This is a genomic window from Aquariibacter albus (genome assembly GCF_014145335.1).
GTDB classification, from domain to species: domain Bacteria; phylum Pseudomonadota; class Gammaproteobacteria; order Burkholderiales; family Burkholderiaceae_C; genus Aquariibacter; species Aquariibacter albus.
On the sequence record NZ_JACIVI010000001.1, the window covers coordinates 1248180 to 1269866 of the forward strand.

General features: G+C 71.3%; 24 protein-coding genes and 2 pseudogenes. 8 read left to right on the forward strand and 18 right to left on the reverse strand.

Annotation, left to right across the window (positions count from 1 at the left end):
- Positions 1-68: 68 nt before the first annotated feature.
- Both H4F90_RS05545 and H4F90_RS05550 read left to right on the forward strand, forming a co-directional pair.
- Positions 69-650 (forward strand): annotated as a pseudogene (locus H4F90_RS05545) (TCP-1/cpn60 chaperonin family protein); the annotation flags it as partial.
- A gap of 152 nt (positions 651-802) precedes the next feature.
- Positions 803-1999 (forward strand): acyl-CoA dehydrogenase family protein, encoded by a 1197-nt coding sequence (locus H4F90_RS05550; RefSeq protein WP_182662231.1) that lies wholly within the window; start codon positions 803-805, stop codon positions 1997-1999.
- 41 nt (positions 2000-2040) lie between these two features.
- On the opposite strand, the pseudogene H4F90_RS05555 reads toward H4F90_RS05550, so the two are convergent.
- The 11 genes and pseudogenes from H4F90_RS05555 to H4F90_RS05605 form a co-directional block, all read right to left on the reverse strand.
- Positions 2041-2297 (reverse strand): annotated as a pseudogene (locus H4F90_RS05555) (sulfatase-like hydrolase/transferase); the annotation flags it as partial.
- 674 nt (positions 2298-2971) lie between these two features.
- Positions 2972-3442: a lysozyme gene (locus tag H4F90_RS05560; RefSeq protein ID WP_182662233.1), complete on the reverse strand. Its 471-nt coding sequence runs from the start codon at positions 3440-3442 to the stop codon at positions 2972-2974.
- 10 nt (positions 3443-3452) lie between these two features.
- Entirely contained in the window at positions 3453-3920 is a 468-nt protein-coding gene (locus tag H4F90_RS05565) for a hypothetical protein (protein ID WP_182662235.1), read from the reverse strand.
- Between the two features lie 10 nt (positions 3921-3930).
- A complete protein-coding gene (locus H4F90_RS05570) occupies positions 3931-4215 on the reverse strand; it encodes a hypothetical protein (protein ID WP_182662237.1) in 285 nt (94 codons plus the stop codon).
- Positions 4212-4439 (reverse strand): hypothetical protein, encoded by a 228-nt coding sequence (locus H4F90_RS05575; RefSeq protein WP_182662239.1) that lies wholly within the window; start codon positions 4437-4439, stop codon positions 4212-4214. Before H4F90_RS05575 ends, H4F90_RS05570 begins: the two co-directional genes overlap by 4 nt.
- Positions 4433-5401, reverse strand: a complete 969-nt coding sequence (locus H4F90_RS05580) for a hypothetical protein (protein ID WP_182662241.1) — start codon at positions 5399-5401, stop codon at positions 4433-4435. The genes H4F90_RS05575 and H4F90_RS05580 overlap by 7 nt, the downstream gene beginning before the upstream one ends.
- Positions 5392-8250 carry a host specificity factor TipJ family phage tail protein gene (locus H4F90_RS05585; RefSeq protein WP_182662243.1) on the reverse strand — a complete coding sequence of 953 codons (2859 nt, stop codon included), beginning with the start codon at positions 8248-8250 and terminating at the stop codon, positions 5392-5394. Before H4F90_RS05585 ends, H4F90_RS05580 begins: the two co-directional genes overlap by 10 nt.
- Positions 8247-8711: an NlpC/P60 family protein gene (locus H4F90_RS05590; RefSeq protein ID WP_182662245.1), complete on the reverse strand. Its 465-nt coding sequence runs from the start codon at positions 8709-8711 to the stop codon at positions 8247-8249. The genes H4F90_RS05585 and H4F90_RS05590 overlap by 4 nt, the downstream gene beginning before the upstream one ends.
- Complete coding sequence (locus tag H4F90_RS05595; protein ID WP_182662247.1) at positions 8708-9232, reverse strand: DUF1833 family protein; 525 nt, start codon at positions 9230-9232, stop codon at positions 8708-8710. The genes H4F90_RS05590 and H4F90_RS05595 overlap by 4 nt, the downstream gene beginning before the upstream one ends.
- A gap of 1 nt (position 9233) precedes the next feature.
- Positions 9234-10181, reverse strand: coding sequence for a phage head spike fiber domain-containing protein (locus H4F90_RS05600; RefSeq protein ID WP_182662249.1), 948 nt, complete (start codon positions 10179-10181; stop codon positions 9234-9236).
- 15 nt (positions 10182-10196) lie between these two features.
- The gene (locus tag H4F90_RS05605) at positions 10197-14204 is read right to left on the reverse strand and encodes a phage tail tape measure protein (RefSeq protein WP_182662251.1); all 4008 of its coding nucleotides are present in this window, start codon (positions 14202-14204) and stop codon (positions 10197-10199) included.
- Positions 14205-14248: 44 nt separating this feature from the next.
- On the opposite strand from H4F90_RS05605, the gene H4F90_RS05610 reads away from it, so the two are divergent.
- Entirely contained in the window at positions 14249-14509 is a 261-nt protein-coding gene (locus H4F90_RS05610; RefSeq protein ID WP_182662253.1) for a hypothetical protein, read from the forward strand.
- Positions 14510-14515: 6 nt separating this feature from the next.
- Here H4F90_RS05610 and H4F90_RS05615 read toward each other — a convergent pair whose 3' ends face one another.
- From H4F90_RS05615 to H4F90_RS05645, 7 genes are all read right to left on the reverse strand, one after another.
- Positions 14516-14689, reverse strand: coding sequence for a hypothetical protein (locus H4F90_RS05615; RefSeq protein WP_182662254.1), 174 nt, complete (start codon positions 14687-14689; stop codon positions 14516-14518).
- A gap of 107 nt (positions 14690-14796) precedes the next feature.
- Positions 14797-15261, reverse strand: coding sequence for a hypothetical protein (locus H4F90_RS05620; RefSeq protein ID WP_182662256.1), 465 nt, complete (start codon positions 15259-15261; stop codon positions 14797-14799).
- A gap of 16 nt (positions 15262-15277) precedes the next feature.
- On the reverse strand, positions 15278-16243 hold the full coding sequence (locus H4F90_RS05625; protein ID WP_182662258.1) for a phage tail tube protein: 966 nt from the start codon (positions 16241-16243) through the stop codon (positions 15278-15280).
- Positions 16244-16246: 3 nt separating this feature from the next.
- Positions 16247-16462, reverse strand: a complete 216-nt coding sequence (locus tag H4F90_RS05630) for a hypothetical protein (protein ID WP_182662260.1) — start codon at positions 16460-16462, stop codon at positions 16247-16249.
- A gap of 1 nt (position 16463) precedes the next feature.
- Positions 16464-16682: a hypothetical protein gene (locus H4F90_RS05635; RefSeq protein WP_182662262.1), complete on the reverse strand. Its 219-nt coding sequence runs from the start codon at positions 16680-16682 to the stop codon at positions 16464-16466.
- Between the two features lie 5 nt (positions 16683-16687).
- Positions 16688-17818 carry a P22 phage major capsid protein family protein gene (locus H4F90_RS05640; RefSeq protein ID WP_182662264.1) on the reverse strand — a complete coding sequence of 377 codons (1131 nt, stop codon included), beginning with the start codon at positions 17816-17818 and terminating at the stop codon, positions 16688-16690.
- Between the two features lie 41 nt (positions 17819-17859).
- Positions 17860-18561, reverse strand: coding sequence for a hypothetical protein (locus H4F90_RS05645; RefSeq protein WP_182662266.1), 702 nt, complete (start codon positions 18559-18561; stop codon positions 17860-17862).
- Between the two features lie 157 nt (positions 18562-18718).
- Between H4F90_RS05645 and H4F90_RS05650 the strand changes: the two genes are divergently transcribed.
- The 5 genes from H4F90_RS05650 to H4F90_RS05670 are packed head-to-tail and all read left to right on the forward strand — an operon-like array spanning position 18719 to position 21687.
- Positions 18719-20131 (forward strand): hypothetical protein, encoded by a 1413-nt coding sequence (locus H4F90_RS05650; RefSeq protein ID WP_182662268.1) that lies wholly within the window; start codon positions 18719-18721, stop codon positions 20129-20131.
- A 5-nt stretch (positions 20132-20136) separates the two neighbouring features.
- Entirely contained in the window at positions 20137-20541 is a 405-nt protein-coding gene (locus H4F90_RS05655; protein WP_182662270.1) for a hypothetical protein, read from the forward strand.
- 10 nt (positions 20542-20551) lie between these two features.
- Positions 20552-20815: a hypothetical protein gene (locus tag H4F90_RS05660; RefSeq protein ID WP_182662272.1), complete on the forward strand. Its 264-nt coding sequence runs from the start codon at positions 20552-20554 to the stop codon at positions 20813-20815.
- Positions 20816-20818: 3 nt separating this feature from the next.
- The gene (locus tag H4F90_RS05665; protein WP_182662274.1) at positions 20819-21238 is read left to right on the forward strand and encodes a hypothetical protein; all 420 of its coding nucleotides are present in this window, start codon (positions 20819-20821) and stop codon (positions 21236-21238) included.
- Entirely contained in the window at positions 21238-21687 is a 450-nt protein-coding gene (locus tag H4F90_RS05670) for a hypothetical protein (RefSeq protein WP_182662276.1), read from the forward strand. The genes H4F90_RS05665 and H4F90_RS05670 overlap by 1 nt, the downstream gene beginning before the upstream one ends.

Sequence of the window (21687 nt, forward strand, 5' to 3'; positions counted from 1 at the left end):
TGGCCCCAGCATTCAGAGAGCCTCCCATGCCTGCCAAGCAAGTCGTTTTCGTGGGCGACGCCCTCGCGCAGATCGACAGCACGAGCAGCGACTACGACCGCGAGAAGCTGCAGGAACGCGTGGCCAAGCTGGCCGGCGGCGTGGCGGTCATCAAGGTCGGCGCCGCGACCGAGGTCAAGCTGAAGGAGAAGAAGGCCCGCGTCGAGGATGCGCTGCACGCCACCCGGGCGGCCATCGAGGAAGGCGTGGTGCCCGGCGGCGGCGTGGCCCTGCTGCGGGCCCGGCAGGCCGTGGGCACGGTCCGCGGCGACAACAGCGACCAGGACGCTGGCATCCGCCTGGTGCTGCGCGCGATCGAGGAGCCGCTGCGGCAGATCGTCGCCAACGCCGGCGCCGAACCGAGCGTGGTCGTCGACCGCGTGCTGCAGGGCCGGGGCAACGAGGGCTACAACGCCGCCACCGGCGAGTACGGCGACCTGGTCGCGCAGGGCGTGCTGGATCCGGCCAAGGTCACCCGCACCGCGCTGCAGAACGCAGCCTCAGTGGCCAGCCTGATCCTGACGACGGAAGCCATCGTCGCGGAGCTGCCCGAGGACAAACCGGCCGCGCCGGCGGCCCCGGGCGGCGGCTTCGGCGGTCCGGACTTCTGAGAGGGTGTGAACGAAGCCGCCTTGCCCGCTCAGGTCGTCCGGGGCGGGGGGCGGCGGCTTGCGCCGATCGCGCAGATCGATGTGCAAAAGCCTTGGTTCCGCCGGCCGGGGGCCGCGGGCACAGTGCGCGGCTCCCCAGGAGAACCCCGCCGATGTCCACCCCCCTGCCCCCGCCCCGCCCGTCCGAGGCCGACGGCCTGAACCCGGTGCTCGAAGACCTGCTGAGCCGCTGGGCCGCCACCGCGGTCGCCCGGGACCAGCAGGGGGGCCATGCCGCCGAGGAGCGCGCCGCGCTGCGCGCCAGCGGCCTGCTGGACCTGACCCGACCGAGCGCCTTCGGGGGCCAGGGCGTCTCGTGGACCGGCTTCTACCGCGTGCTCGCCCGCATGGCCGAGGTGGACAGCGCGCTGGCCCACCTCTTCGCCTTCCACCACCTGCAGCTGGCGACGGTGCGCATCTACGGCACCCCGGCCCAGCAGGCCGCGCTGCTGCGCGATCCGCCCGGCCGCACGCGCTTCTGGGGCAATGCCCTCAACCCGCTGGACCGTCGCACGGTGGCGCGCCGCGAAGGCAGCGGCTGGGTGCTCGACGGCAGCAAGCGCTACTGCTCCGGCTCGGTCGGGGCGGACTGGCTGATCGTCTCCGGCTGGCAGACCGAGCCCGAGGGCCTGCTGATCGCGGCGCTGCCGGCCACCCGCGCCGGCGTGCATGTGCAGGAGGACTGGGATGCCTTCGGCCAGAAGCAGACCGACAGCGGCTCGATCCGCTTCGAAGGCGTGTGGGTCGCGCCGGACGAGGTGCTGGTGGCGCCCGGTGCGCCGCTGAGCGACTGGCAGACGCTGCGTGCGCTGATCTCGCAGCTGATCCTCACCCACCTCTACCTGGGCCTGGCCCGCGGCGCGCTGGCCGAGGGCCGCCGCTACCTGCGCGAACAGGCCCGCCCCTGGTTCAGCGCCGGGGTGGCGCAGGCCATCGACGACCCGATCGTCCAGCACCGCCACGGCGAGCTGCACCTGAAGCTGCGGGCGGCCGAGGCCGTCGCCGCCGAAGCCGTGACCGCGCTGGAGGCGGCCTGGGCGCAGGGCGAAGCCCTCGATGCCGCCGGCCGCGGAGCCGTGGCCGTGGCCACCGCCGAGGCCAAGGTGCTGGCCCACCGGGCCAGCGTCGAGATCGCCAGCCAGATCTTCGAGCTCACCGGGGCCGGCGCCACCTCGCGCCGCCTGGGCCTGGACCGCTACTGGCGCAACGCCCGCGTCCACACCCTGCACGACCCGATCGACCAGAAGCTGCGCGACCTCGGGCGTCATTCGCTCGCGTCGCGCTGGCCCGAACCCACGCCCTACGGCTGATCCCCCGCCCTTCGACCCCCTCCAGGAAACCCACGCCATGCAAGGCCGCCACCGGCGCGGGCCAGCGGCTCCTCCAAGCCCACCGGCAGGCGCCCCGGGTAGCGGCCGGTCATCAGTGCCACGCGCGTGACCGAGCAGACCGCCGAACTGGCGTAGGCCTGGGTGAAGCGCACCCCCCCGCCGCCAGACGGTCGAGGTGCGGCGTCCGGATGTCACGGGCGCCATAGACGCCGAGATCGGCCCAGCCCAGATCGTCGGCCAGGATGAAGAGGATGTTGGGACGCGCAGGCAGGCTCATCGGCTGATACAGGCAGGCGGCAGGAACGCCCCGGCCGGGGCGCCCCGGGCAGCCCCGGCGTGGCGGCCTGCCCTGCCCCTGCTGCGCAACGCGCATGCCCGGGAAACCGTCGGTCGCCTGCTGCGCCGCGAGCACTGCCCAAGCCCGCCTGCTGCGGGATGAACACCGAAGCCGGTGTCCGCCGCCCGTCCTGCTGCGAGCCCGACAGCAATCGCCCCCTGCGCACCGCTTCCCGCGACGCGCATCGGAAGCCCCAAAGCGACAAGGCCCCGCACTTTGCGGTGCGGGGCCTTGTTCGCTGGATCAGGTGGGGTGGCTGATGGGACTCGAACCCACGACGACCAGAATCACAATCTGAGCCGACTTTCAAGCGTTGACGCGGCTTGCGGGGCCATTCGTGGGAATCAGTGCTGAAGAATTAAGCACGAGTTTGCGCGGCCTGCAGAGGGGTCGTTCCCGCGCCGGCCAGGCCCTCCACAGACACCAGCGCCTGCACGATCAGCTCGGGATGCTTCCCGGTGCGCAGGAGGTACAGCTCCCAGCTCGCAGCCGGCATCACACGGCGTCCGGCATCCCAGTCGAGCCACGTCTGCCAACCGCGGCCGTGATGCACGGCACGCACACCTCCACCGCCTGCACAGACGGCACCGCGGCCTTGGGCAAGCAGCTGCGGGTCAGCGTGAGGTGAGCAGCGCCACCTCGGCCTCGCGCCGCCGCACCAGCCCGGGCAGCACGCGCCCGCCGCCGCGGGTCCACTTGCGCAGCTCGGTGGGCACTGCATCCCAGTCCTCGGCGTTGACCTTGCGGCGCAGGGTGCTGGCCTTGAGGTTGCCGGTGCCGCAGTTGTAGGCGAAGTCCACCAGCGCGGCCAGGCGGCCGGGGGTGTCAACGCCCGGGCAGAGCTGGCGCACGGCGGGCAGGTAGTCGCGCGTCAGGGTCAGTCGCAGCAGGCGCTCGGCGGCCTCGCGGCAGATCGGCGGGTCGGTCAGGCGCACGGGCGTTCCGTCGGCGTAGCGAGTGCTCCCGTAGCCGATCGTCGGGACGCCCGCGGGGCACAGGTAGGGGTGCGCGATGAAGCCCTCGAAGTGCCTGCAAAGCCCGGCGGCCAGGTCCATGGACTGCTGCGTCGCGGCGGCGGTGCTCATGCGGCCAGGCTCACTTGCCACGCTTCGTCAGCGTCCGGTCGGCCAGGTAGATGCCCAGCGCGGCGCCGAGGATTGCCCAGCCCTGCTCGTCGAGCACCCAGCCGGCGCGGCTGACGTGCAGCACCCACAGCACGACGCAGACCGTGGCAACGAGCGGTCGGATGATGCCGTTCCATGCATCGACCCAGCCGATTCCGCTTCGCCGGCCGATGCTTCCGGCCGCGGCCGCCCAGGCGTGGGCTTCGGCGGTTTCAACCTCGGACTCGGCCTGGACGCGGATGACCTGCACTCCCAGCTTGGCCTGCAGCCGCTGGCTCTCGATGTTGCGGACGTGCTGCGCTGCGTCCAGCTCGGCCTGCAGTCGCATGCGCTCGATCTCGTGCGCGTGCTCCTGGCGCTTACCGACCCATGAGCTGATCTCGCCCCAGAGCATGCGGAAGGCGTTGCCGCCGAGGAATGAGATGAGGGTGGTGAACATGAAGGTCTCCTCAGGGATGGGGCGGGCGCCCGGAGTGAAGGGCCGCGTGGATCAAGGCCCAGACGGCCGTGGCCGCGGCCGCGACACCCCCGGTCCACTTGGCCGCAACGCCCAGCCAGCCCAGCACGCGCAGGCCTCCTCGCAAGGCCTGCAGCAGGTCGCGGACTTGCACGGTGATGGCGGTGTTGGCGCTGAGCTCGGCCTGCATGCTGTCCATTCGGACCGAGCCATCGCGGAGGCTGGCTTCGATCGCAGCGAGGCGGTCTTCGTGGTCGGGATGGTCTGTGGTGTTCATTCGGAATCGTCGGGTTGGGGGTTGTCGGGGCCCCGCGCTTCGGCTGGCGGAGCGAAGGCGCCGCGCTCATAGCGCCATCCGATGCCGGGCGGGTTGGGGTCGTCGGGCTGGATAGGGATCAGGGTCAGGCCCTGGATCTGGTGGTCGTAGTGCTCGACCACGACGACGCTCGACACAAGACCCTCTTGGTCGACCACGGCCATCGTGTAGGGATGCGTCACCATGACACCTCGAGGAAGCCAGGCGAACCGGCGCTGCCGAGGCCGCTGCCGGCGGCACCGCCAGCGCCGCCAGCACCGCTGGAAGCGCCAGCCATGGCCGGATAGAAGGCATCGGACGCACCAGGGGAGCCACCAACCGACCCGCCCGGCAAGCCGAGCAAGGCGCCGCCGAAGCTCGTGGGCGAGCCGTTGGCCGCCCTGGCACCGCCACTGCCGATCAGCACGGAATAGGTTGCACCCGGAGTGACATTAACCAGTCGCTGGTGTGCACGGCCGCCCGACCCACCTACCACCCCAGGAATCGCCTGGTAGTTACCGCTCCCGTCGAAGCCTGCGGACCCATCGGTTCCGCCCGCTCCACCTCCAGCACCGCTGACCAGCACCGCCAGCACGCCTTGGGGGCAGATCCAGGAGCCGCTCGCGGTGTAGCGCTGGAAGCCGCGCGAGACCTCGGTGGCGAGGATGTGCCAGTTGGTGCCGTCGCACTGCAGGCGCACGGTGCGACACGCCCAGAGGGGGCTGGCTGGGTTGGTCGACGGGAAGCTGAGGGAGGCCTGCCCGCCCTGCACGCCACCGGCGGCGGTGATCAGCGCGCCGCCCGATCGGGCCAGCGTGACGGCTGCGGTGCCTGACATCTGCACCTCGCACCACCAGCCGTCGCCGGCCGTTGCGGCCAGCGGCAGCGTGAGCGTGAGCCCGGCCGTGCAGCGCAGCACGCGCGCGAAGTGCTCGGTGATCGACAGGGTGGTGTTGGCGGACAGCACGGTCGTGCCCAGGGTGTTGACGAGACCCAGCGCGGCGCGCGCTGCGGCGGGCGTCCCTTCGACCCCGAGCAGGCCGGCGAGGTAGTTGCGCAGCTCGCCGAACCACTGCTTGGCCTGGCCCTCGGTGGTGGCTGCGCCGGTGAGTGCGCTGATGGTGGGGAGTGCTGGCATGGATTGGCTCCAGAGGTTGATCAGCGCCACATCGGGCTGCTGGCGTCAGGCGACCACATCGGGGCTGCATCGTCGGCCGACCACATGTAGTCGGCCTCCATCCCGAAGCTCAGGGTCACCCAGGGACCGCGGGTGCGGCCGTAGGCCGCGACGCGGATCCAGGTGGCTGCGCCGTACAGCGCGGCCACGGCGTAGTTGGCGGCCGAGGTCTCGCCGACGCGCGTCCACGCAGCCCCGGTCTGTGCGGCGGACATCTCGACCAGGTAGTAGTCGGCCCCCGGTGCGGCTTGCCAGCTGAGCAGGGCCACGCCGGGGTCGTTGCTGCTGCTGCGCAGGCTCAGGCCGGTCACCTGTGGCGCGGTGTACTGGGTCGCCAGCTGGCTGACCTGCACGGGTGGCGGAAAGGTGCCCGTTTCGGCGGTGTGGACGGAAGGGTCGTCGTTGACGCACTCGATCTGCACCGAGCCGTCGCCGGATGGCCGGACGGCTGTCACGATGGCCCGCTGTGCCCAGGCCTGGGCCGGTCCGAAGCTCACCCGGCTGCGCTCACGGGCGGCACCGGTGTCGGGCGTGATGTCGGGCGCCAGGGTGAAGACCAGGGTCTTGTCGTCCGCGCCGCGGGTGACCGGCCAGGGACCGCTGACACGCCCGTCTCTGCCGCGCAGCGCGGCGTAGTGCGCCCCGGCGCCCCAGCTCATGGGCTCGCTGAGCACCAGGGTGCGGGAGGCGACCGTCCAGGTGACCGCATCGGCCGACTGACCCCAGGCGGGCATGTCGTGGGCCACGGCAATCAGGTCGCCCAGGCTTGGAATGAGGCCGTCAAGCTCGGTGGAGAAGCTGATCGTGCGGCGACGGCGTGCGTTGCTGGCTGCGTGGTACATGCCCTCGCGCCAGGCCTGGTCGCGGCGGGTCACGCCGAAAAGCTCGAGCTTGGCCGGCCGGGCCGAGCTTCCCCCGGGGACGGTGACGACGAGGCGCTGCGGGGCCCACTGCGTCTCGTCGAAGTAGCCCACATCCACGCTGTCGGGTGTGCTGTCGCTGGCCACGGCGTAATCGATGCTCAGCGAGCCCCGCAGGATGTTGGCTGGGCTGAAGAGGGCCACCGGCATCTCTTGGGGCTGGTCGCGCACCACGCGCACGATGCCGCCCTGCATGAACGCCCGGGCGCGGCCGCTTGCGGCGATCTTGCTCAGCGCTTCCCACAGGCTGACCGCATTGTCGAAGCGACCATCGAAGCTGTCGCCACGACCGTCCCACACCTCGGCCAGGGACGCGAGCGCATCCAGATCGATGCGGGCATCGGCGAGCCCTGCGCCGTAGCCCGGGTTTCGGCAGGCATCGGCCAGGGCCCAGGCCGGGTTGCGGGTGGGCTGCGGTGCGCTCCAGGCGCTGCCATCCCACAGCGGGAGCTTGCGCGTGGCGATGACGTTGACCTTGCGCGAGGCCAGGCCGCTGAGGTTGTTGCTGGCCCGCATCCGCATCGCGATCAGCGTCACGTCGCCGAACGCGTTGCTGCCCTGCAGGTAGCTGCGCAAGCCTGCCCAGGCCAGTTCATGGCCTGCCGTGGTCGCGGTGCTCTTGGCGTTGGTGCGGCGCACCCGCACCTGGTAGCGCCCAGGGGAAACGTCGTAGCGGCGGCTGTAGCGCTGGGGCGTGGTGCTGCTGTCCGTGAAGGTCTCGGTGAACACCACCCAGCCACCTGCCGGCGCGCCGGCGGCGTCGATGGGGCGCAGCCCAATCTCGACGGTGACGCTGATGCTGCCCACCGCACCGGTGCTGGTGTTGTAGACGTAGAGTCCGCGCGACGCCACGAAGTCCAGGCCGATCGCCGTGGCCACGGTGCCTGCGCCCGCGGCATTGAAGCCGCCGAGGTAGCGGGTGACGCTGACGTTGCCGCTGCGTGTGGCCGCCGCCGCCGCCGGCATCACGACGGTGAAGGTGTCTGGCGTCGGGGCGGAGGCCACCGTGTACTCGCCATCGGGCGCGGTGCCGGTCGTGAAGTCCAGCACCACGGCGCGCCCCAAGCTGAGCGCATGCGCCGTCAGCGTCACCGTCAGCGTCGTGCCGGCCTGGCTGTACGTTCCAGAGGCGGACCCAATGATCTCGGCCCCGGCCACCTCGGCGCTGGTGACGACCGAGGCCGGGAAGAGGCTCACCGTGCCGCCAGGCGGCACCACCTCGTAGGTGATGTCGTCGAAGTTGCTGACGGGCGTGTCCTCGATCCGCAGGGCCTCGATGTCGTACTCACCCTGCCCAAGGCACAGCAGCTGGTAGATGTACTGCTCGTTGCCAGCGAACTCCTGGTAGGGCTGAGCGGCCAGGTCCGGGTAGCCAGCCAGGCGCCCGTACTGCACGGGGATGGCTGCATCCAGGCGCGCCAGGTTGCCCTGGGCCTGCAGGTTGTAGGTCGGGCTGGGGGCGGCCAGCGCCGCCGCCGCCAGGTTGCTGGGGGCCTTGGGCGGGGGGATGACGGCGTTGATCAGCGCGCTGCCGGCGGCGAATGCCAAGGCACCTGCTTGCGCGGCGGTGAGGCCAACGCTCGCCCCAAGCGCTGCGACGTAGGCGCCCTGGCTAGCGATGATCAGTCCGATGGTCAGTACGGTGCGCAGCGGGTCCGAGCCGCCGCCGCCGCCCTGAGGCAGGCAGACCACCGCCAGGTGATCGCCGTCGACCACTGGTTGATCCCAGTCTGCGCGGAGCACGGCTTTCCCGTTGCGCAGCAGGATGTGCGGCACGCTCAACGCGGGCACCACGTCGACCAGGCGGCAGGCGTCGTGGATGGCGCGCAGCTCACGGCCCGTCGAGGGGTGAAATGGGTCGCGCTGGATCACGCACCAGGCGCGTGGCGCAAGCGGGGTCGGATGCACCATCGGGCTCATGCGCCGGGCTCCAGCAGGACCGCAGCCGGGCGCAAGGTGGCGCCGCTCGCGTGGCGGTAGATCCGCCGCTGCGGCCAGCCCTGCGCGGCCAGCCGGCCCGCCGGGGTGTAGACCACGCCACGGCCCTGCAGGCAGTGCAGCACGCCGCCCGTGGCAACCCAGAGGCCAACGTGCGAGGGGTGTCCGCCGCGGGCCAGCAGCACCGCGTCGCCCTCGTGCGCCTGGGCCAGCTCGATGACCAACCACTGCGGCCCATCGCTGACATCGGCTGCCGCGCGGGCGCAGGCCCGGGCGGACGTGGCGTCCACCGACAGGGGTGGCACATCGAGCGCCCAGCGATCACGCCAGACGCGGCGCACGAAGCCCCAGCAGTCGCTGTTGGGGGCGTTGGCCCAGGGCTGGCCCAGGTAGGCGGCGGACCAGTGCAGACCTGCCATGTCGGCGGCGTGCATCATGCTCATGCGATCAGGCCCGGGAATTCGGCCGCGGTGTAGCTGCGGGCCGGGAAACGCCGGTTCGCCAGGTCAGCGAAGCCGCAGCGCACCGTCACCCGCAGCGGCGTGGCGCGGATGGAAAGCACCTGCAGGGTCAGCGGAGGGTCGTTCTGAGGCGCCTCGAGGTCGCTGGCCAGGTACTGCCTGTAGATCACCTCCACGGGTTGCGTCGAGATGGCGGCGCGCTCGATCTGGGTCATCAACTCCGGGCCCGCGTTGTCCATCTCCAGCGTCAGCGTGGGCGAAGCGTCCGGGCTCACCTCGGGCAGCGCGGCGTCGAAGGCAAAGGCCACGAAGTCCACCAGTGCACCTGGCTGGCGGGGTGCCGCGGGCTCCAGACGGGCCTGCAAGTCCTGGAAGTCTCGGACCACCCGGACAGGCGCCGTGAAGTCGGGGTGCCACAGCTCCAGGGTGTGGAAGACAACCTCGCCCTCCGGGACGCTGGCATAGGCTTCGCGTAAGGCCTGGCTCAGGGTGCTGTCGGGCATCTCAGCGGACCTCCAGAGCGGCGCTCACATCCCAGAAGGCCTGCGAGTGCATGCGGTAGGACGGCGCGCCGACGAAGCGCGCCAGTCGTGTTTCGGGCTTCGTGCCCCCAAGGTGCAAAGTGATCTCGAACCAACCCGCGCCGCCCTGCAGCCCATCCACGGATGCAGGCGCCGTGGTGCGCGTCGGGAGGTAGGGCCGCAAGGGACCTGCAGACAGCTGGGCGCCCCAGACGTAGGCCGTCGCGGTGACGCCGTCGCCAGCGAACGCGCCAACGCCCGCCGCATCGGTCAGCCGGATCCGGAAACGGCGATTGGTCGCCGAGGCGTTCGGGTAGCCGCTGAGCCACATCCGCCACCACCCTCCGACCAGGGCCTGAACGCCCCAGTCCGTCGTCACGCCGGCCCCGGAGGTGTACTCCGCCGAGGCGATCAGTCCGGCGGCTCCCGTCTCGGTGTTGAGCTTGACGCTGTGCAGCGCATTGCCCGTCCCGAAGGCATAGATCTGGATGTCGCGTGAGCCAGCGGCGCGCACGTTGACCGACACGGTGTGCTCGCTCATCGGCGGCAGGCCGGTCACGTTGCGCTCGATGTAATGGTCACCAAGCTCCGTGTTGGGCACCAGGCCGTCGGCGCTCAGCGAGCCGTCAGGGGCCGCGAGCGCGTCGGGCTGCCTCGACTGGATCCGCGCCGATCCCCAGTAGGCATTCGCGAAGTCCTGGCTGCACTGCAGCAGGTTGTAGCTCTCGGAGCTGCCCACCCAGGCACGCCAGGCGGCCAGCTCGTCCGTGCGCAGGCGCCAGGTGGCTTCCACCCGATCCAGGCGGGCGGTGCTGCGCAGGCGCACGCGCGCCAGGCCGCTGTCCATGTCGCTGCGCAGGGTGCCGTCCAGCGGGCTGATGCTGTAGCCCTGCACCAGCGGGCCGGGCAGGCTGAAGGGGAAGGCGGCCATGGCGGTCGGTCGGGGTCAGTAGGCGCCCGCAGCGCGGTTGAGGCCGTAGGTGCGCTGCAAGGCCCCGGCCACCGGGCCTGTGCCGCGGCTGATCTTTCCGGCCAGCGTGGCTTCGACCTGCTCGATGAGCACCTCAACGATGCGACTGCCGTCCGGGCCGCGGCCTTCGCTGGCGCTGGCCTGGGCCACCTGCCCGGCGTTGTTGTTGACGATGACCTGCATCGGCGAGGAGTCACTGCGCCAGCTTGCTGCCGCCGAACGGCCCACCAGCCCGCCCTCGGCGAAGGCCGGCAGGCTGCGGCGCACGCCGGCGGGCACGCGGTCCGCCTGGTTCAGGCGCTCCAGCAGGCCCAGGCCCAGGCGCTGCACCGCCGCAGCGCGGATGACGAATTCGCCGTTGCTCAGCATGGCCGGCACCTCGTCGCTAGTGCCGGTGCCGGGGCCCGTGATGAGGCCGCCGCCCGCGCGGCCGAGCTTGACGCCCGCCGTGGGTAGGCTGTAGTCCACGCCGCTCGATCCTGCGCCGGCCGAGCCGCCCCCCGCACCGGACAGGAAGCTGGCGATCAAGCCCAGCAGCCCTTGCCCGCCGCTGCTGGCCACGGCCTGGCGGAACTGCACCCGCGCCAGCTCGGCGATGATGGTGTCCACCATGCCCTTGAGGCTGAGCTTGCCGGTCTGGGCGAAGCGGACGAAGGCGTCCTCCGCGCTGCTGAGCAGGCCCTGCATGGCGTTGTCGGTGGCCTCGCGCATGAGGCGCTGGGTGTCGCGCCAGCCGTCCACCAGGCGCCGCCAGCCGGGCTTCATGCGCTCGGCCAGGGCCTCGTTTTCCGCCGCCACGGCGTCGGCGGTGGCGCTGGCAAGCTCGCGCAGCTGCGCTTCGATGGCGCTGCGCTGCGTCTTGGTGGTGTCCTTGGCGTCGAGCTGCACATTCAGCCGCGCGGTGATGCTGCCGGCTTCCTCGCGCAGGCGCTTGATGCGCGCTTCGGTCTCCTGCAGGTCGCGCTGCTGCGGGTCGGCCACCAGGTTCAGGCGGATGTCGCGGGCCTGCTCGCGCAGGCGGCGCAGCTGCTCGCCGGCCTCGGCCAGGGTGCCGCTGCGCTGCTCGGTGACTCGGCCGCGGGCGGCGCCGACATCGGCTTCGGCGGCGCGCACCTCGGCCGCCGGTGCGCCCAGGCGGCGGCGCTCGGCCAGGATGGCGTCGGCCGCGGCCGCCTCGGCCTGCACGCGGCGCAGCGCAGCCTGCTCGGCGGCCGCGGCCAGGCCGGCGGCGTCCAGCTCGCCCGCGGCACGGGCCTGGGTGCGCAGGGCCAGCTCGGCGTCGATGCCGCGCTGCTCGATGCCAAGGCGCTCGCGCACGGCCTGCTCGGCGAGCTTGAGCTCGTCGGCCCGGCGCTCGCGTTCGGTGTCGGCCGGCAGCTGGGCGCGGTCGCGGCGCAGCCGGGTGAGCTCGGCCTGCAGCTTGGTGCGCTCGGCGCGCTGCTGCTCGCGCTCGGCCTCGCTGGCGAGGAGGCTACGCGCCCGGTCGGCGTGCAGCTTGTCGATCTCGTCCTGCAGATTGGCGCGCTGCGCTTCGGCGTCTTTGTCGCCCAGCTTGGGCTTGATCGCGTCGCGCTGCGCCTCGCGCTTGCTGATCTGCTCCAGCCGCGCCGCGTCTTCGGCCTGGCTGCTGGGGGCCGCCTTGCCAAGCGCGGCCAGGTCCTGCTCGCGCAGGCGGATCTGCGCGTCCACATCGGCCCGGGCAAGGCGCAGCTTCTCGGCGTAGAAGCCTTCCAGGCTCAGGGTCTCGGCCTCAAGCCGGCGCTGCAGCTCGGCCAGGGCGCGGGCGTTGGCATCGGCGGCCAGGGTGGCCTGGGCTTCGCGGGCGGCCTTGTCGGCGGCCAGGCGGGCTTGTGCGGCCTGGCGTGCGGCGTCGCTCACAGCGGCCAGCTCGGCGGTGATGTCGCGCCCGCCTTCGACCGGCTTCTCGCCCGGTGTGTCGCCTGGCTTGCCGCTGGGCGCGAGGGCTTTCAGTTGCGCATCGATCTGGGCCGCACGGGCCTTGAGCTCGTTGTATTCCGCCTGGACGTTCAGCCCGACCCGGCCCTTGTCCGCGCCGGCCTTGATGCGATCCAGTTCAGCCTGGATGGCCTGCCGCTCGGCGGCCAAGTCGCCCGCGGAGGCCGCCGGCTTGTTCTTCTTGGCCTCGGCCAGGCTGTCCCACAGCGCGATCAGGCCAGTGATGGCCAGCGACACCAGCCCCACGGGGCCAAGCAGCAGCCGCATGGCGCCGCCCAGCAAGCCCACGCCCACGCTGGCCCCAGCCGAAGCCGTACCCGCCCCCACCAGGCCGGGAACCAGCAGGCCGAGCGACAGGCCGAGCTTTGAGAAGAACAGGCCCAGGGTGGCCGCCGCGATCCGCAGCGCTCCGAAGGACAGGGCGATGGCCGCCGCGCCGCCGGCCAAGGCGGCCAGCCCCGGCGCGGCGTCCACCACGGTGGCGATGAGCTTGGCCAGGCCGTTCACCAGGCCGGCCACCAGCTTGATGGCCGGAAGCAGCGCCGCACCCAGCGCGATGCCGATCTCGCCGATGCCGTTGCGCAGGATCTTGATCTGGGCGTCGGTGGTTTCCAGCTGGATGGCCAGCGCCTTGCCCAGGCCGCCTTGCGCGGCTTCGTCCTGCGCGGTCTTCAGGGCCGTGCGCAGCTGGTCAAGGTTGCCGGTGAGCTTGGCCAGGGTGGCGGTATCGCCGCCGCTGCCAAAGAGCCCGGCCAGGGCCTGGCTGCGGCTCTTGGCGTCGAGCGTCTCCAGCGTTCCCAGGAAACCCAGCAGCGCGCCCTGTGCGTCCTGCTCGATGGCTCCGGCCAGTGTCTTGGCGTCCACCCCCAGCACCTTCAGCACGCGCTGGAAGTCAGCGCTCTGCTGCGGCGCGGCTTGCAGCTTGCTCAGCAGGTTGTTGATGGCGGTGGCGGCGATCTCGGGCGGGTCGCCCAGGCTCAGCATGCTGGCGGCCAGGGCGGAGACCTGTTGTGCGCTCAGGCCGAACTGGCGACCCATGCCGCCGGTGCGCTGCAGCACGTTGACGATGTCGCGCTCGGTGGCGGCGCTGCTGTCGCCCAGGGCGTTGATGCTGTCGGCCAGCGCGCGCACCTGCGGCACGCTCAGGCCGAAGATGTTGCCCAGCTTGCCCACGGCGCTGCCGGCGTCCTCCGCGCTTATCTTGAAGGCCACCGACATCTCGGAGGCCAGGCGCACGAACTCGGGGATCTGCTCGCCGGCGATGCCGAGCTGGCCGCCGGCCTCGGCCATCTGCGCCAGACCCACGGCGGTGACGGGCAGCTCGCCGGACAGCTCGCGGATGCTGCGGGTGATCCTCTCGAAACCCTCGGGCGTGGTGTCCACCACCTTGCGCACGTCGGCCAGGGCGGCTTCGAAGGCGATGGCCTCACTGCTGGCCGCGCGGAAGACCAGGAAGGAACCCACCGCCGCCGCTGCCGCTTCCTTGACCTTGAGGAAGGACTGCGCGAAGCCGTTGGTCTGCGCGTTCAGCTCGGCGATGCGCTCCTGCAGCTTGAGCTTGGCCTGGGCGATGGCCGTGACGCTGAGGGTGCCGCTTTCCTTGAGCGTCTCGAAGGCCTTCTTGGCTTGGTCGATGCCATCCTTGATGTCGGCGAAGGGCCGCACGCCCAGCGTGTCGCGTGCACCGGCGATCTTCAGCTCGGCCTGCTGGGCCTGCAGCGTGCTGCGCTGGGCCTGCAGGGGCTCCACCCGCGCGGCGCGCGCCAGGTCGAGCCGGGCCAGCTGCTCGGCCGTGAGCTTGCCGCTGTCGCGCAGGCGGGCGAATGCACCGTTGCTGCGCTCGATGCGCTGCGTGAGGGCCTCCACCGACTGCTCGGCGGCAGACAGGCCGCCGCTGATGGACTTGCCGGAATCCGAGATGCCCGAGAACGCAGCGCGCGCGGCCTGCAGCACCCCGTTGAGCTGGGCGGAGACAGCCTGCGCCCCGTCCAGGGCGATCTTGATGCTGACGGGGGCTACTCCGCTCATGCTTCAAGCCTCAAAATGAAAGTTGGAAGACCAAGGAGGACGCCGTGAACCCACTGCCCAGCGACGAAGAACTGACCCGGCGGGTGCGAGAGAGCGAACGGCGCGAAGTCATGACCTACTGGGCCATCGTGGCGCTCATGGGGCTAGCCTTCGCGGGCTTCAAGCCGGCGATGTACCTGTTCGCGGTCATGCTGCTGCTGGTGCCGGCCGGGCTGGTGCTCATCGTGTGTGCCTCGGCGCTCTTCCAGAGCCTGGCGCTGATGGGCGTCAGCGTTGTGGACGACGCCACGCCGAAGCGCGACTGATCACTCCTACCCCTCCCGCCACCCTTCCCCAGCCAGGTCCAGCCCAAGCGCCTCGCCCAGGCCCCGCCAGTGCTCGTCCTGGCGTGCCGCGGCGCGCGATCCGTCCAGGTCCAGCATGGACGCGCGGGCATCCAGGTAGTCGTCGCCCGCGGCGTGCGCGGCCAGGCGCTGCGCGTCCATGCTGGCCACCCGCGCCGCGGCATCCAGCCGGGCGTGCGCCCGCAGGTAGCCGCGGACCTGGGCAAGCGTGTAGCCCGGCAGGTCCGCGTGGCGGTGGCCGGCGGCGATCAGCCGGGCGGCAAGGTCGAACCAGCCGGGGGCGGATGCATCGGGCCCAGCGCGCCGAAGGCCGCCGTGATCCGGCCCGCCGCCCGCTCGATGGCGGGCTGCAGCCGGCTCGAAAAAAAATCGACGTTGACGGCCAGGGCCTCGGTGAGCAGGCCCACCATGTCATCCAGCGGCAGCTCGCCCACCCACTGCGCGGGCCGGCCGGTCAGGGCCGCCAGCAGCGCGGCCAGCTCGTCGCCCTGCGCGGCCAGGGCCACGGCGTCGATGCCGCCGCCGCGGGCCATGCCAGCCAGCACGCCCGACAGGGGCGCAGCGGCGCGGGCCACGGCGGCCATCTGGCGGACCTTGATGGGTGCGAGCTCCAGTACTTCGCCGGCACGGGTGGTGTAGGTGCTGCCGGATTCGCCCAGCAGGGCGAGCAGCTCGTCGTCGGCCGGAGCGCGGTTGGTTTCGGCTTGGGTCATCGGTCGAAGTGCTGGGTCAGATGGCGACGATGCGGAAGTCGTCGTTCGCGCTCGACGGGCGCAGGGTCATCTCCACCGCGCTGAACATCTTCGTGCCGTCGACCTGGTCGGACACGCTGGTGATGACGCCCACCGGGGCGTAGACGAGCACCTTGCGGCCGCTGGCGCTGCCATGCACAAGGCCCAGGGCGCGGGCGGTGCCCGCGTGCATGTCGGCCACGAGGTTCGCGTGTGCGCTGGGGCCCAGGTCGGCCGTCAGGCTGCAGGTGGGCGCGCGTCCGTAGATGGCCACGGTTTCCTGCGTCGCCAGCTCCAGGTCCTGCACGTCGTTGGCGCAGTCGATGCTGAAGTCCTTGAAGTTGTAGGCCGTGCCGCCCGTGATCGCGCCCGCGCTGTAGGTGGCGGCACCGAGGCTGAGCTGCGTGGTGGCCACGGGGCCGACGGCCTCGGGGCGGATCCAGCCCGTGAGGGTGGGCGTGACGCCGGCGGAACCGGTCACGCTGCTGACCAGGCCGGTGAAGGTGAAATCCAGGCTGGGGACCTGACCCACGCTCATGTTGAGCTTGAACGTCCCGGCGCAGAAGTTGTACTTCTCGAGCCGGTCGTTGATGTAGGCCCAGATGGTGAGGGTCTTGAGGCCGATCGACGACGGCGTGTAGTCCACCCGCGCACCGGCTGTGATGGCCTCGGCAAAGCCGCAGCCGATCAGCAGGTCACCCCATGCCGGCGCCGTGCCCAGGGTGCCCGAGCTCTGCAGCTCACAGCTGAAGGTGACTTCGGCACGGCGGGTGTAGGGCAGTCGGTCCGGCGCAGCGAAGGCGCCAATGATGGTGTCGCGCTCAGCGAACTTCTCGGTCACCTTCACCGACAAGTTGCTCACGCGGATGGCCACGGCGTCGGCCGTGTGGGTGGGTGCGGCATCGGTGCCCGAGGCGGTCTCCACCTTGGCCAGGATGACGGTCTTCTGGATGCTTCCGGCCATGTCTTACTCCTCCTGCATGGGTTCAAGGCGGGCCTGGCCGGCTTCGAGGTTCGCGTCAGCAACAAGGCCAAGCGCCTGCGCGGCGCTGGCTTCGCTGCCGGCGTCGGCCGGGCTGAGGCTGCCGTCCTGGTGCCGCAGCCAGCTGCCGCCGCAGGGCGGGTTGATCTCGGTGCCGTCGGGCGACGGCGGAATGCTCAGGGTGGTGGCTTGCTGCGGCATGTCAGGCCTCCGCCTGGTTCCCATCCGCCGTAGCGGATGCGCCACCCGATTCGCGGACGGTGTCCGCCGGACGGGCGCGGCGCCTGCTGGCCTGCGGCGCAACCTTGTCGTCGTCGTCGTCGTGGACTTGGCGCCAGCCAAGGCGCAGGTGGGCGCCAAGGCAGTCCGGGTGCACGGCAATGCGCTCGCCGTTGAGGGAGATGGTGATGAGCTTGTCCATGGCGATCAGCCCATCACGAGCGCGACATGCTCGCTTTGCACCACCTTGAAGCCGTAGGCCAGGTGCAGGCGCCAGGTGGACATGCCGTCACCGGCGATCTGCACCAGCAGGTAGGTCATGCCGGTGCTGTCGCTGATGAGCTGCTGCTGCATCAGCGGGTTGGCCGGCATGACCGGCGGGCGCATGATGCCAACCACCGCGTTGCGCTCGAAGGCGAGGTTGGCGGTGTAGTTGTTGCCCACGGTCACGCCGTTGCCGATGGGGATGGTGATGCGCGCGCCGGGGCGGTTCAGGCTGATGAGGCCCGGGCCGCTGCGGCCGGTGCCGACCACGTACTTGTTGGCGCCGTCCGCGGCGAAGCTGAGCACATCCCCGGACAGCACGGTGCCGGTGCCGGTCGCCAGGGTGATGTCGGCCACGCCCGGCGCGGTAGCGCCGCTGGTGACGTAGCTGGCGCCGGTGCCCTTGGTGTGCAGGCCGATGCCGGCGGACTCGCGTAGGGTGAAGCCGAACTGGCGCTGCAGGTCGCCGCTGCGGCGCTCCGCATCGCCGCCGGCCAGGTAGCTCTGCTGGACGATGCCCAGCTTGCGCAGGTTCAGGCCTGCGGCGGTGTCGAACACCATCTGCAGGTCGGTCAGCGGGGCGCCGTTGTCGGCCAGGGTCTTGCGGGCCTCCGCGATCAAATTGATGTCCGAGCCGAAGGGCGTGGTGCCCGCCGAGCCGACAGCGCGCGAGGCCCCCACCTTGATGGCCTGCGCACAGGCCTGCTCGGCCCCGTTGCGCAGGGCGCGCATGCCCTGGGCCACCATCTGGCGCACCCACTCGCGGTCGTTGTCGCCGTTCTGCAGGCTGCGCAGCTGCTCGCCGGTGAGGTGCCAGCTGACGAACTTGTTGGCCGTGATCTGCACGTCCACGCTGGAGGCGGCGGCGTCGCTGCCAGCACTGGCGGTCATGGCCGGTACGAAGTCGGCGGTCTGCGCCGTCGGGGCGATCGGCACGCGCACGGAGTCACCCACGGCGACGCCCTTGTCATCGAAGCTCGCCGCGATGGACGAGATGACGCCGAAGGGCTCGTTGGATACCTCCTGCGCGGCGCTGTACAGGGTGGGGATGAGGGCGGTCAGGGTGTTGGCCATGTCAGGCTCCGGGGATCAAAGGGATGCGGCGGGGTGGGTGTTCAGGCCGTGTCGGCAATGGCGAAGCCATCGCCGACGGCCTTGGCGCGGTCCTTGGGGCTGAGCGCGGCGAAGTCCTGCGCGCTCATGGTCTTGTTGCCGCCAGGTTTGCCGCCCTGGGCGCCCTTGAAGCCGCTGCCGCTGCCGCCGTTGTCCGCAGGCTTGAGCAGCACCGGCTTGGCCTTGACCAGGCCGGCCACGCCATCGGCCAGCGGCACCTGCAGGCCGTCGGCGCTGATGAAAAACAGCTCGTCGCCGTCTTGCTTCAGGCTCTGGCTGATGACGGCACGCGCCACGTCCGGATCGGCGAAGGGGTGGCGGGCAAGCTGATCGGCGATGGCGCGCTCGCGCTTCTCCGCCTGGTAGCGGCCCGTCACCTCGGTGGCGGACTGCTTGGCTTCGTCGCGCTCGCGCTCGGCTCGCTTGAGCTTGATCTCGTACTGCTTGATCGCCTCGGCCTGGCCCTTGGCGTCGGGCAGGTTGTCGAGCTCGTCCGGGCTGTCGATACCGAGCTTCTCGAGCGCCTTGGCCAGCAGCGCATCCTTGCCCTTGCGCCCATCGATGCTTTCCTGGGCGGCCTTGCGCGCCTTGTCCTCGGCCTTGAGGGCGCGGGCCTCCAGGGCGTCGGTGTGCTTGGCGAGGTCGGCGGACAGGGCCTGCAGCGTCTCGCTGTCGATCTTGTCCTTGTAGGCGTCGAGGTTCATGGCATTGAGGCGGATCGGTTGGTCTGCGCCGTGGCCGCGCATCCCGCGCCAGCCGGCACATCGGCCAAGCATCTCGCTGAGCCTTGCAAGGCAGCATCCGCCGGGCATCGGACGCGCTTTGCCAATCCGCGTCCGACTTGGCGCCAACCATCGGGCGATGGACTGGAGCGCCTACCGCAACCTCTTCGACCTCGCCGGCCAGGCTCTGGACGGGCGCGGCGGATTCCGGCCCGCGCTTGGCGATGGCTCGCATCTGGTGCGCCACACGCGTGAGGGCGACGACAAGTTCAAGGCCCGCAACGCCTTGGCGACCTACGAGAACCACATGCGCCAGGCCTGCGACCGCTTCGCCGCGTTCCTAGGCCGGCGCAAGCCGCAACGCCAAGGGACGGATGCACCGCTGGTGCAGGCCATGCTGGCCGACGCCGACCTGGCCGGGCGCGACCTGGACAGCTTCTGGCGCCAGTTTGCGCAGCAGGCCGCGGCGCGCGGCTCCATGCTGCTGGTGGTCGATCGACTGGCAACGAACCAAGCCCCCACCCTCAGCGCCCAGCAACGGCTGCGCGCCCTGCCCTATGTACGCGCGGCGTACCCCGAGGCCATCGATGCGTACCAGCTCGACGCTTTCGGCGGCGCATTCGAGCAGGTGACCCTGTCCGGCATGGAATTCGTCGATGGTGTGCTGCGCGAGGTGCGCCGCGACTACGACACCACGAGTTGGCGCCTTCGCGTGCGCCGCACCGAAGCTGGCGGTCGGTCGCTTCTGGACGAGTGGGACGTCTTCTCCGAGGGTGAGCACGGCTTCGGCGCCTGCCCGGTGCTGGCCTTCACCGAGGACGGAAGCTCCTTCCCATGCCTCGGCCGCTTCACGCAGATCGCCGACCTCAGCCGCGACCTCTTCAACCTGCGCAGCGAGCTGCGCGAGATCCTGCGCGCCCAGACATTCAGCCTGCTGACCCTGCAGGTTCCCGAGGGCAGCGACGGCGCCGACGTGGCCAAGACCGTGGCCGCCACCGTAGGCACGCACTCCATGATGGTCTACCAGGGCGAGCGGCCGGGCTTCATCGCGCCTGATCCCGGGCCGGTGGAGTCCTACATGGCCGCCATTGCCGCTGTGCGCAAGGAGATCGCCAGGGTGGCCATGGATGACGCCGTCAGCAGCAGCGGCCAGGCCGAAAGCGGCCTGAGCCGGCGCATGCGATTCGACGCGCTGAACGCAGCGCTATCGCGCTTCAGCCTCAACCTGCAGGCCCTCGAGCTGCGCATGTGGACGCTCTTCCACCGGGCGCTCGGCACCGAGAACCGCGTGACGGTGAGCTGGCCCAGCGACTACACCCTGGCCGACGTGGCGTCCGAGCTGGACATCCTGGCGCTGATGCAGGCCACCGGCATGCCCGAGGCCGTGCTGACCGAGAAGCGCCGCGCGATCGTGGCGTCCGAATTCGACGCCGCCGCCGATGCCACCAAAGCCGCGCTGCAGGCCGCCATCGACGAGGCCGGCCAGGCCGGCTCCGGGCCTGCGCCCGCCGACAACCCAACCGACAACCCGCCCGGCTCCACCGGAGCCTGAACACCATGGCCCTGCAATTCAGCACCGCCGTCCGCAACGCCATGCTGGACGCCATCGAAACCGCCACCGGCCCCGGCGCCAAGCTGCGCCTGTACAGCGGCGCGGCACCGGCCAACCCGGCCGCCGCGGCCACCGGCACCATGCTGGTTGGCATGGCCCTGCCCGCCGACTGGATGGCCTCCGCCAGCGGCGGCAGCAAGGCCCTGAGCGGAACCTGGCAGGCCACGGGCGCGGCGGCCGGCACGGTGGGCCACTACCGCATCGTCGACAACGCCGGCACCACCTGCCACGAGCAGGGCAGCGTCACCGCCACCGGGGGCGGCGGCGACCTAACGCTGGACAACACCAGCATCGCCGCAGGCCAGACGGTGACGATCACCAGCAAGACGCTGACTGCGCCCAACGCCTGAGCCCCGCGCCATGAGCGTCCGCGTCAAGCACGCCTTCGTCAGCACCAAGGCCGATGGTGACGACCCCAGCGTCGTCCGCCCGTCCGACTGGAACGCCGACCACGCGTTGCTCCTCGCCGGCCCGGCCCTGGTGGGCAGGGCCAGCGATGGCGACGGTGCGGCGGCCGAGCTTCACGTCGCGTCCGGCCTTGCCCTCGATGCAACAGCCGGACTCAGCGCCCACAGCACCCGCGGCCGCGTGCTCGCGGCCACCCGCAACCTGCAGGGGTTCTGATCCATGCCTGCCAACACCGACCCGATCTACACCCGCAAGCCCGACAACCAGTGGGTCACCATCCCCGGCGGCACGGCGGCCAACACCGCCGTGGACGGCACGGGTACCGTGTTCACCGCCTACGCGGCGGATGCCACCAACGGCAGCTTCCTGCAGCGCCTGCGCGTCAAGGCCGCTGCGGTGAGTGCGGCCACGGTGCTGCGCGTGTTCCTGAACAACGGCGGCAGCAATGCGACGCCGGAGAACAATGTGCTGATCGACGAGATCGCGCTGCCCGCCATCACCGGCAGCAACACGAGTTCGGTGCAGGTCTTCGATGTGACATTGAACCTGGGGCTGACCCCCGGGCACAAGATCAACGTCTGCCTGGCCACCAGCGTGACGGGGCCGGTCAACATCACCGGCATCGGGGGGTGCTACTGATGCCGCGCTGGGCTCTCTACGTGCTCACCGATGCGATGGGCACCGAGACGCACGCCGTGCTGGAGCAGCTTGCGGACGGCTCGGTCTGGTGCCACCCGGACACGGGCAAGCCCGTGGAGGTGCCGGTGCCCGGCAGCAACCGCGTCCTCGACGCTGACCTGCCGCGCCCGGCCTGGGGGCGCGACGACCCCGCGCCCGTGCCGCTGCCCGTGCCGCCCAGCATCTCGCCCGCCCAGGCCCGCGAGGCCATGTTCCGGGCCGGTCTATCGGCCCAGGTGGATGCCTTCATCGAGGCGCTGCCCGAGCCCCAACGCAGCGTGGCGCGCATCCGCTGGGAGTACGCCACCGCCATCGAGCGGGCCGACCCTCTGGTGCTGGCCGCCATCGAGGCGGGGGTGATGAGCGCCGCGCAGGCTGACGATTTGTTCCGGCTGGGGGCCGCGCTGTGA